General features: G+C 64.2%; 4 protein-coding genes. All 4 read left to right on the plus strand.

Annotated elements, in window-relative coordinates:
* Positions 1-457 precede the first annotated feature (457 nt).
* Positions 458-631: a hypothetical protein gene (locus ABJH13_RS17630; RefSeq protein ID WP_348407534.1), complete on the plus strand. Its 174-nt coding sequence runs from the start codon at positions 458-460 to the stop codon at positions 629-631.
* A gap of 124 nt (positions 632-755) precedes the next feature.
* Positions 756-1,640: a hypothetical protein gene (locus ABJH13_RS17635; RefSeq protein ID WP_348407535.1), complete on the plus strand. Its 885-nt coding sequence runs from the start codon at positions 756-758 to the stop codon at positions 1,638-1,640.
* Positions 1,637-11,497: a DUF6603 domain-containing protein gene (locus tag ABJH13_RS17640; RefSeq protein ID WP_348407536.1), complete on the plus strand. Its 9,861-nt coding sequence runs from the start codon at positions 1,637-1,639 to the stop codon at positions 11,495-11,497. The genes ABJH13_RS17635 and ABJH13_RS17640 overlap by 4 nt, the downstream gene beginning before the upstream one ends.
* Before the next feature lie 9 nt (positions 11,498-11,506).
* Positions 11,507-12,009: hypothetical protein (locus tag ABJH13_RS17645; protein ID WP_348407537.1), on the plus strand; the 503-nt coding region annotated here is incomplete at its 3' end.

A 12,009-nucleotide genomic window follows, 5' to 3' on the forward strand; every position in this document is an offset into this window, starting at 1 on the left:
ATAGAGCCAAACTGAGTGACTGATGACTTCAGGCGGAAACCGGTGGCGCCTGTAGCTGATGGTTGGGGGCTGCATCGCCATCTGCTACGGCCAAATAGCGGCGCAATCAACCTCAGGGAAGTTAATGTGACAATACCCCTAGGGCGTCACGCCCCGGCTCATCAACTGGACACGGATATCAATATCCTCCTGACGTGCCCCCCGCGCCCGTGCGCAGACCCATCCCAAGGCCGCCAAAACCGCGTGGTGGGCAAGCCTGATGCGCGTTCGCGCCCCTTCGGCTCTGACACCTCAGCTGGCCCGGGGCGCAGAAAACCGCCGACCAGCCCCCGACAGATATGAATAATTCACTAACAAACTGGACAAACGCGGTCGGAATCGACTAACCTGGGGTTGTATTTAGACCAATGTCAATTTTTTCTGATTGGAGGCCACCATCTATTCCCTCCTGATAAATATGGGTTTTCGCCATAGCCTAGAACGCGAATTCTTACCCTTTGTCGTCGCGCTCATCATCGCGCAGATCTGGTTCAAGTGGGGCAGTTTCGCGCTGGAAATGGTCGGGTTTGTCGCCGTTTGGTTCGCGCTTGGCTTCGTTACCGACGTCATTCTACGCACGCTCAGACGGTAATAGTTTTCACCAGGACCATGGCCCTTGGGTCTTTTGCGGTCCGGTCACGACAACAAAATGAGATCGATCGCGCGGCTGCATGCCGCGCAACTGACCTGTTGAGACAGCCAGATCGGAGTGCGCCATGCGCGAACCACAATCGCCCGGCCGAGTTATTCGGCCCAGCCCGACCCTGAGCGACAGGCAAAGTCTTCAGGACAGGCTGTTGGCTGACGTGCAATCGGTCCTGACCCGTCCCGGGGCGCCCGCCGACATACGCGACCGTCTGGGTGATATCCTTGACGCTGGCGACAGTCTCGGCACCGACCGCCCCATCGGACCGGTGACGCCGGACCTGTCGGATCCCCTGCGTCGGCTCATCGCACCGGAAATCGTTCTGGAGGTTGCCGACCGATTTCCGGAACTGGATCTCGCAAAACCAAAGCCCGGAGCATTAAAACAGACAGCTGACCTGTTCCTGGGCACCCTGCGCGAAATCGCACCAGAGGCGCTTCCCACAAAACCATTGGCCGCGGGACTGGCCGGCGCGGCCCTGCCGTTGCCGGATAAACTGTCCGGTGCATTCGTGCGTCAGGCGGCGGCGGATGTCGCGGATGCCGCAGAGCGCGTTCTGTGGGACGACGGGGTCAATCAGTTGCTGGTCGAGATTGGCAGCATCAAAACCGAAACGGCCCCCCGACGCGTGACCTTGGCAATCCCCGTGACCTGCGACCAAATCCGCACGACGATGCGCATCCCCTTCGCCACCGGCGGAGAGGGGCGGGTCGCAGGTTTGGTGACCGCCGCCCCGGACAGACCGCTGGGCGACGCGCTGATTGCGCAGATCTGGGGGGACGCGTTGATCTCTTTGGCGCATAGTTCGCTTCTGGCCGTGGCGGATGCCTTGGCCGCCGCGTCCGGACGGGACGCGCGTAACGACCAATTGGTCCCCCGGGCCCTGCACGCAGAAAAGGGTGTGCTGCGCATTGAGACCGAGGCCCGCCAGCAGCTGAAGGGCGTGACGCGATGAACGCCTTTTCCGCGGATGAATTCGGCGATGTCGCCAACCTGCTCCGGGCGCTTGGTCTGGTTGATGAAACCGGAGAATTCGTAGGCAATTGGGTATCAGATCCCGGCAGCTACCTCAAAACGATCCTCTCCGATGACGGGCAGCGCGACGCCTTACTTGCCTTTGTCGCGGCCACTCGGGACGGGCAGCAAGAGACCGACAGCGCCGGCCGCGTCTGGATCGAGGTCTTCAGCGAGGCGATCGCGCTGGCGGGTACCGTGCGGTTTCACCTTGTGCTCGACGCGCAGCCCGCGGGCGAAGTTCGGCTGTATCTGGGCGTGAAGTTCGACGCCGGCGTACCCGAGACGCTTTGCCGCGCGGCGCTCTTGTTTCCGCTGTTTCGCGTTCCGAAACCCGGGCCTGACGAAGCGCTAGACTTTGATCTGATCGGCACGCCGGGCGGTGTTATCGAATTGAGCGCCGAGTTCATTTTGTCATCCAGCCCGCCAACAGCAGGCGAGGCCGCTCTGGCAGGTCTCGGGATTTTACTGTCGGTCCCGACAGACAGCAACGGGTCCCCTAACGTTGGTCTGTCACTGACCGGCCTGCAATTGCCCGGCGAAACGGCCTCACGGAATCTTGTTCTGTCGCTGCTGGATCCAGATGCTTTGGAAGACGCCGCGATTGAGCTTATTCTGGCGTTGTTGCAGGCGCAGCTTGGGGCGGCTGCAGGGGCCGCGCCGGAACTTGAGGCGCTTGCGCGGTTGCTTGGCCTATCCCAAGGGTCGGGCATCCCCGCCCTGCCACTTGAGGGTGTACTGAGTGACGGGCCTGAAGCGCTGAAAAGCTGGCTGGCCGAAGCACTCGGGAGCCCGGCTACGCGGACCGCCTGGCTCGGTGCCTTGGCGGATTTGCTGGGCAATGGCGCGGCGGCCACACCCTCCGGCGTCGCGCTGCCGCTGGGTGCTGGGCTGCCCAGTCTGGACATCAACCTCACCGCCCTGCCCGGCCCGTCGGGTTTGCCGATTGTGACCTTAGGTCTCGGCATCAGCTTTGCGGACGGCGCAGTGACAGCCAGCCTCGCAGCAGACCTGATGCGGATCGATCTGGGAACCGGCGCCGCCACCGCCCTGCCACAGCTCAAGGCCCAGATCCTCTTTGATATTGGCCTGTCTACACCGGATGTATCCGTCGATGCCTTGGCGCTGGGGCTGGCGCTTGATGCCGACAGGCGGCCGGTGATTGTGCTGCAATTGCGCGATGCGCAAATCTTCAGCTCGTCCTATGCAACATTGGATCTCACCGACCCCGAGGCCGTGGCCGCCGCCGGCGCACAGGCGGTGACCGACGCGTTGGATGCCGTTCTGGCCCAACTTGGCCCCGCCGCGACCCTGTTGTCTGTGGCGTTGGGATTGAGCGCGCCCCCTGGCGCCACGGGCAGCTATCCAACCGGTGACGTCATTGCGTTTCTCGGTGATCCCATTGGTACCCTGCGGGCCCATTGGCAAGCCGTCCTCGCCGATCACACCCCCGATATGCCCGCCGTTTTGGGCGTCCTGCGCGAGCTGATCACCGGGGCGGCAGGCGCTGTGCCGGGCGCGGGCACTGACCCGGACCCTTGGCTTTTGCCACTCGATGTCACCAGTGACCTTGCGATCGCCCTCTGGCAACCTGAAGCGGGGCGGTTATGCATCGGCACCCGGTTCCGATTCCGCGTGGACGATCTGGGCGAGCGGTGCACGGTGATCGAGACGCGGATGCGCGCCTGCCTCGTCACGCTGGATTTTGTCGCGCCAGCGGCCAGTTTCCTGGATCAGATCCAGCTGACAGCACTGGGTCGCGCCCGGGGCGGCGGGCCGCTGGTGCTGAGCGCAGACCAGCTGAGCCTGCAATGCGATCATCTGGGCCTACAGGCCACATGGTCGGCTACGACGCGGTTGCGGTTGGCGCTTGACGTGCCCAACCCGGTGATGTCGCTTGATGACATCCTGTTGCCGCTCGATATCCCGCCCATTCCCGCGCGATTTGAGGATCTGTTTGACAGCCTGACCGTCGCGCAATGGGAGGCGATCGAACGGATCGTGGCGCTCGTGGTCCGCGACGCCGGGCCCGGCTGGCTGCGCGATCTGATCGACGCCTTCCATTGGCTGCCCGATCCGCCAGCTCTGGGTCAGACATCCGCCCTGAGGCTGTCGCTTCAAGGCCTGATCGAGGATGCGCAGGCGGAACTGCGCGGCTGGATCGCACGATTGATCCGACTAGGTGGCGACACAGCAGGCGCCGGGCTACGCGTCACCCTGCAACCGCTTGCACGGCTCTTGTCCGGGCGGCCAGATATCGGATTGCATTTGACCGGCGCGGGAACCCTCAGTGATCCGCTACTGGTGTCCCTGGACGGCGCGGCCAATCGGCCACAACTGGCGCTTTGGCTGGATCCGGATGTCCCGCTGCCACCGCCGCAAACGTTGGCTTCATTGCCGCTCAGGCAGTGGCGGCCCGGCAGCGATGGGCTCTCAGCGGCCTCACTCTCTGCTGCGCTCTTCAGCGAATTTCCCGAAATTGATGGTTGGCTACCCGGCGGCCTGAATGCAGCCTATGTCACGTCGCAATTGATCGCAGCGCGCGACCTCTGGTCCGGGACCGACGGGCTGGTTGCACCGCCCGCCAGCATCCCCGCGGGCGTCACACTGCATCTTGTCGAAGACAGCGGATGCGCTGCGATTTTAGCCGCCCATGACGTTGCGACCTATCTGGGCACTGCGGCGCCGGATACGGTGATCGTGGTCTCGACCCTCAGCGAAACGGCCCAGATCCCAACGCTCACGCCTGCCGCAGACCGGGTTATCGATCTGCGCGAACCGGGGCGCGATCCGCTAAGCTATGCGCCGCTGGCCGATCTGCCCGGCGTGGTGCATGTACTGCTGGCCCCGCGCGGCGATGCCCAATTGCCAGCGGGTGATCCGGACGGTGTCGCAGGACAGGCCGCGCGGCTTGCCCACATCCTGGCCACCATCGCGGGGCGCGCGGGGGCCGTGGTCATGGCCGATGCCGCCGCCGGACATGCGGCCTGGCGCGCGCTGGACGGAATGGGGGACGGGCTCAACAAGCTGATCCTTGTGGGTACGCCGCTCACCGCATCAACCCTGCCTGTCCCAGCAAGCCCCGATGTCTCTGACATGCTGGCGCGACTGGCCGAACTCTTGCCTGACCCGGACCCAAGCGAGCCGGATGATGGGGCGCTGGATCTGGCCCGGCAATTGTTGGCCCCACGGGTCGGATGTGACGCGGTTTCCCTGATCGGCCTTGCGCTGCCTGCGGGCTGGAGCCCTTTGAAACGCGCCAGTCTCGAGGTGCATGCCGTGCATGGCACAATCGCAGCCCGGTCGATTGATCAGGCCCTGACCGCCATTTTTGCGGCCGGGCTGAGCCTGCGGGCACAATTCCGATCGGTCCAACGGATAGCGCAACACATCGAAGGCGCAGGGTTGGGGCTTTATCTACCCGTCACCACGCCTGCCACACCCGGTGCCCTGCGGGTGCGGGGACACATCCTGACAGAGCTGCTGGGGGCTGATCTTGACTTGGATCCAATCCCGCCAATCGCTGAACTTCGCGCCAACAAGCGCGTTGTGGGCCATCTGGATCTGCGCCGCGAGGGAGGCTGGCTGGTGGGAGGGTCCGAAGCGGCCCTTGCTCTGCGATCTGTCGAGATCCACGGCGGGTTTGCCATGGGCGCAGCAAGCGGGCCGTCTGACCGTTTTCAACTGACCCTTTTTGGCTTGCGGGTCGGGCCGCACGCCTTTCCGAGGCTCGAAATCGACGCAAGCCTGTCTGACAGCGATCTGGGCGTGAACGGGCGCGCCGCCCTAACGACCCCTGAAATTGCCCAAGTTTTGTCGATGCTTATGGTCGAGATCGAGGCCAGTGGCGACGCGATGATGGGACATTTGGCCGGCGTGCTCCGCGCCGCGGGCATTCTGGGCACGGGCGGCAGCTTTGATCCGCTGTCGCTATCCCGCTGGACGGACAACCCCGCCGCGCGCCTGACAGAAGTCCTGAACACACCTGCGCTCACCGCAGAGCTTAACACCGCCATCGCTGGCTTTCTGGGCGCGCAAACCGCGATCAACTTTGACGCCGCCGCGCGGACGCTCTCGGTCACACTCGAGGGTAGCACCGGCGAAGATATGCTCGCGGAATGGGCCCTGTCGGCGACGCTGTCATCATCGGGTCTGACGGCGGGCAATCTGCGGTTGGGGCGCGCCGCGGGTCTGAACCTCACGGCCACCCTCGCGCCGTCCTTTGCTGTCACCCTGACGTTCGACGCGCCCGTACCTGGTGTGCCTGCTGTCCTGCCGATCTGGCCCATGGGCGACGTCTCGGTGGTCCTGCCCAGCCTGCCACCGGTTCTTTTTGCCTATGTCTTGTCGCGATCCCTCGAAGCGCTGCGCCATGCGGACCCCAGCGCGCAGCCGGTGGTCGAGGCTGCCTTGGTTGCCATCGGTGTGCTCAACACCGCAGATCCCGAGGCGCGGGTCATCATCCCTGCCCAGGCCTTTGTCGATCCGGTGGGATGGCTGAGCGGATCGTCGGTTCTCGGCCAAAATGGGGCTGGCGGACCCAGTTTCCGCGCGGATCGGGTCATTGCCCTTATGGATGCGCTGCGCCCGCTGATCGGTGTTGCGGGCAGTTCGGGACATTGGGACATCCTGCCAGGCCTGTCTTTGGGCGCACGCAACGCCGCTGGTTTGGTGGTCGAAATTCAACTGGACGCGGCGGCCTTCCAACCGGGCAGTGACCTCGCCTTTGGCGGGACCTTCGGCCTGGGGTTCGGCAACGGGCTCTCGCCACGTCCCCAGATTTCCGCGCATATCGGGCTGGCAGGCGGTCCAGCGGGCACGCGCGCCGTGCATGTGGCGCTTGCGAGCGGTGACCTGCAGGTCTTTTTGCGCCCCGGCGCGGGCGGCGATATCGGGATCTACCCCAACACCGGCAGCTTGGCCGACTTGGGTGCTTTGGCGCAAGCGGCCCTGCCCGCCGCGCTGGATGCGATAGTGGATCACGGTGGCGCCATCGGCACGCTTCTTGCCGACATCGGCGATGCGTTGGATCTACGCAGCACGCCACCGAACCCCGCCTTTGACGGCGCTGCCATCAGCGCCTGGGCGTCTGATCCGGCTGCCGCGCTGGCCGCACGGTGGCCTCAACTGATCGCGAATGGATTGGGCCAACTGGGTCCCCTGCTGCCCGGAACGCTCGCGCAGACCAACGGCGCAGGGTTTATCGAAATCACGCTGAGCAATGTGCCAAACCCCGGCGATACGCTGGCGTTTCGTTTTGAGGCCACACCCGTGCGCCTGCGTCTGAGCGGGACCCTCACCGGCCTTCCGTTCGTGGAACAGCTGAGCATGGCCACAACGCTCAGCGATGTGGGTCTCGAGCGGCTCGAAACCACGCTCGGCCCCGGTGCGGTGCCTTTGGGGGGCGGCATTGTTCTGCGCCCGCTTGTGGGTCTTGATATCGGGCCCGATCTGGCCTCGGCGCGGGTCATCAGCACCGGTCTGGCGCTCTCGGACAACGCGGCAGACGCGCTCGCGGTGACCTACAGTATCGATAGCGAAAGCTTCAACCTCAGCTATGGCGGCGCGACCACACCCGCCGATATCGGCGCAGGGTTGATGCATCTGGCCATCGATCTGCTGGGGGCCTTCGTGGTCGATCTGCCCGCCGTCGATGAGGTGCTCAACATCGGCATCGGCACAGGCACCCTCCGCAGCGTGCTGACCAATGTGATCCTGACGCCCGCAGGGGGGCTTGATCCCGGGGTGTTTCAGGTCATCCCCCTGAATGGTCAGAATGCGCAGGCTCTGTTTGATGACAAGCTCGAACGTGTCTTTACCCTGATCGAAAATCTTGCAGCGGCTGGCCCAAGTGTCACCATCGATGGTGCCGTCGAAATTGGCCTTGGGCGCGCCGGCGATGATGGGCTGGGCACCACGGGCGGCATCCTTGGGCTCCGCATCGGCCTACCGCAGCGATTCACGCTGATTGATGGCGATATTTCACTCTGGATCGAAAACGACAACCGCTGGATCATCGACAGCCCCGGCGCAGGTCTCTTCATCGGGTTTCTGGATACCGGCACGCGGGATTTTGCACCGCTCTTGCGGGTGGATGGGTTGGGCCTGCGCATTGGACGATCCAATCGGCCGCTTCTTGATCAACCCATCAGTCTGGGGTCCATCGCCCTGCATGTGTTGGCGCAGGTCGGCGGGTCCGAGCTTTTGGGCGGCGCGCAGGTTCAGCTCGAAGGCATTGCCGTCGCGGTCGGTGGCGCATCAGGCGGCAACCCGGTGGCCCAGGGCATGCTGGCCGAAACCAACGATGGCGAAGCGGCCCTCGCGCCCGGCTTTAGCCCCGCCCTGTCGGTACAGACCCGCCCCGGCGGTGGCGTCGCATTCCGGTTCCGCGCGGGGGATGGCACCGGGCCTTGGTGGCTGCCGATCCGGCGCCAGTTTGGCCCGCTTTATGTCGATCAGATCGGGCTTGGGACCCAAGAGGAAAACGACCGTCTCAAGACGATTTCCCTGCTGTTTGACGGCAACGTCAAGATCGCGGGCCTGCAAGCCGCCGTCGACGATCTTGAGCTCCGCCACGATCTGACAGCGGGCGACGGGTTCTTTGATCCGGCTGCCTGGGATGTAGATCTGGCCGGCCTTGCGGTCTCGGCCGATCTGTCGGGCGTCACTTTGGCGGGCGCCTTACGTAAATTCACCGACCCGCCCCCACCGCAAACCCCGCAAACCTTTGAATACATTGGAATGTTGACCGCACGCTTTGCCACCTATGGCCTGTCGATCTATGGCGGCTATGCCCGTGCGCCCGATTTCAGCGCGTTTTTCGCCTTTGGCGCGGTGCTGGGGCCTTTTGGCGGTCCGCCTGCGTTTTTCCTGACCGGAATCGGCGGCGGCTTTGGCATCAACCGCGAGATCGTTCCCCCGACGGATCTGGGCCAATTCAACACCTTCCCGCTTTTGGCAGCCCTCGACCCGCAAGCCCCCGTGCCATCCGATCTGATGGAGTACCTCGAAGATGTGCGCGAGGTCTTCCCCCCTGCCAAGGATCAGTTCTGGTTCGCAGCCGGCATCAGCTTTACGTCTTTCGCATTGGTGGATGGCATCGCAGTCGTTGCGGTGGAATTCGGCGATGGGTTTGAGCTGACGATCTTTGGCCTTGCTCGCATGGCCCTGCCGCGCCCTGAAGTGGCGCTTTTGTCCATCGAATTGGGCCTGATCGCGCGGTTTTCCACCTCCGAAGGCGTGTTGTGGATACAGGCACAGCTCACCGATAATTCCTGGTTGTTCCACTCCTCCGCGCGGCTGACCGGCGGTTTCGCCTTTGTCAGCTGGTTTGATGGGCCCAACAAAGGCCAGTTCGTGCTGACCCTGGGCGGCTACCATCCAAATTTCAGCGCCAGCGGCTATCCGGTTGTGCCGCGTCTGGGTTGGAACTGGAGCCCGGTTTCAAATATCACCATTAAATCAGAGACCTATTATGCGCTGACCTCCGAGGCGATGATGGCGGGCGGTCTCTTTGAAGCGTCTGCCAAATTCGGCCCTGCTTATGCGCATCTGAGCTTTGGCGGCAATGCCATCGTCTATTTCGATCCGTTCAGCTATGAGGCGGATGCCCATGCGCGCGTCTCGGCGGGCATCCGGATCAAGACCTGGTTCGGAACCATCAAATTAAGCTTCACACTGGGCGCATCGATCGAGGTGTCAGGCCCAGAATTCAACGGCCGCGCCCGCGTCGAGGTGGGTCCGATCAGCGTGACCGTGCGCTTTGGCGGCGGCAAGATCCCTCCACCTCCTATCGGCTGGCCCGAATTTGCTGCCAAATACCTCGAACTTGAGAGCGGAACAGCGGCGCGCGTGGTGTCGTCGGTCGCCGGGCGCGGCGTGTTGGTCCCCGCCAGCGCAACCGGCGAAGAACCGGGCACGGCGGACGGCAGTGCCGACAAACCCTTTGATGTCTTGAGCGAATTCGAGCTATCGCTGACCACAACGGTGCCGATCACCCATATCAGGCCCGGCACACGCGCCGAGCAGGATGAAGCCGTCGCCACTCTGGGATTGTCTCCAATGCAACGGCCGCTGGAAAAGGCGCTGCTGAAACTGACGCTCAAGCGCAACGGCACTGGCTCGGAAGAGATCACAAACGCCGCCGAAGACCAGATTATCATGACGTCACGGCGCACGGGGTTCTTTCCCAAGGGCGTCTGGGGCGAAGCGCCGTCCTCGGATGATCGCAAAGTGCCCGGTGGAAGGGTCGTCCGCGCCACCGAGGGCGTTGATTTCGCCTTCCGCCCCTTGGCGCTGAACCCGATCCCGGATGCATCGACGGGCGGCATCGCATTCAATCAGGTCGAAGCCGGGCCCCGCAAACCACTGCCGTTGCGGCCTGTGGGCGCGCTGATCACCGGGCTCGTCGCTGAAGCCGGCAGCCAACGGGCATCGCTGGCAAGTTTCGGAGACACCCGCATGCCCGCGCTCACGGATCGCTGGCTGCGCACTCCCCAACGCGAGGTCACCGCCTTGCAAAACAGCGACCGTGTGCGGCGCACGCCCATGCGAGTGGGCCTGTTGTCAGAACGGATCGTGGCGGCTCAGGATCGCGGTAAGAAGGTGACCATCAAGCCGGGCTTCTTTGGCGTCGACAGGCTCGAATTCCAAGCGCCCCGCCTGCGCGGAATGATGAGCGTACCGGTCGACACTCTGCTCGAACAACCCCGCCGGACCAGTGTCGCGAGCTTTGCCGAAGAGCTCATCAACGTGCCCCGCCGTGCCCCGCCGCGACCGGGGGCCACCACGCCGCTCGCCCCGCTGATCCGGGCCGAAACCGGGGCACAGATCGCCAGCAAGACGCTCCAAGCCACGAATGCCGTCCCGGTGACCGCAACGTTGCATTCTAGCCTGGGCGCAGGGGCGGCGCGGGCGGGTGCCGCTGACCGTGTGACACTGCGCGGTGTCGCGGCAATGATGCGACAGCCGCAAAGCCGCACGGATGCCACAAAGGCGCGCGCGCTCGCCCCGGGTGAGATTGCCGTCTTCGACATCCCGGGACGCGACATGGCTGCACACTTCAAGGATGCGGGCGTCGTGACGCTTGAGGGCACCGCGCGGGTGTTTCTGATCGACGCCTATGGCAAGGTGCTGACCGATCTGCGCCCTGCGCCGAAAAAATTCACCCTGCCCAAACGGGCCGCGGCGGTGGTGATCATTGCAGGCGACAGCGGGCAAACCCCTGCCGAGATCCGCGGCTGGATGGCGGGCAGCCGTCTGGCCTATATCGGTCGGTCCCTGGGCCGCTGCGCGGGTGGGTTTATCCGCGCCGAGGGCGCTTCGCGCACCCGTGGTGGGCGGCGCGGCGGAGTGGGCTGGATGCGCGCCTCTGAGCTGACGGATCAGGCACCCCTGATCACCACGCGGTTCGATGGTCCGGCACAGTCGGTTGCGCTGTTGATCGACGGGATCATCACCGAGACCGAGCTCAGCCAAATGTCGTTGGCGTTCGAAGGCGGCGAGGCCGACAAGACCCAGCCCATCCTCGTGCCCTTCGACGGCAAGACCCTCGTGGTGAACACCGTACAGGAAGCAAAGGGTCCGCTTTCGGTCCATCTGGGCGGTCTGACGCCGGGGCGGTTTGATGGTGTGCTGGCCTCGGATCTTGATGCTGACCGACTGGTCACGCGGATCGTCAATGAAACGGTTCAGCCGGACCTTCGGATCGCGGCAACCAAGGGCACGGGCCCGGTGCGCTTTGCCTGGGTCAAGCCCGATGACGTTGAAATCCCCACCGAAGTGCTGGAAGAGAGATAGGATAACCTCATGGTCGAGCGTGGAAAATTCTTTCTGTACGATGCGTTCCTGCCCGCGCTGGACGCCGGGCGATATGAGCTGAAAGCCGAGGTTGATCTTTTTACAGACGACCCAAACACGGCCGATCCTGACGCGGACATCGCGCCGCATGTCACTCATATCAACGTGACAGCACCGCGCTTTAAACTGCCCCCTGATCAAGCCTTGCTGACGTTCCCCCCGGCCAACAGCGAAGGCGCCTATGCCAGCCGGTTGCCGCAGATCGTGCTCAAGCGCCGCACCCTGCCCTGGGACCGCGACGCGGGGTCGCTGGGGGCTGTGATCAACGACCAGACCGTGCGTGAGGAAACGCCCTGGCTGGCGCTGGTGGTGATCGCCGAGGGCGAAGGCACCATCGAGCACGACATCCCCGTGGCCGATTGCGTCAGCAGCGACGTGTCGCTGAAGGGGGATGCCGATACCGCGACCGCCACCCGCCTTTCGGTGCCACGCTCGACCGTGACGGCCGTGTT

It is taken from the genome of Roseobacter sp. (assembly GCF_039970775.1).
In the GTDB taxonomy this organism is placed as follows: Bacteria; Pseudomonadota; Alphaproteobacteria; order Rhodobacterales; family Rhodobacteraceae; genus Roseobacter.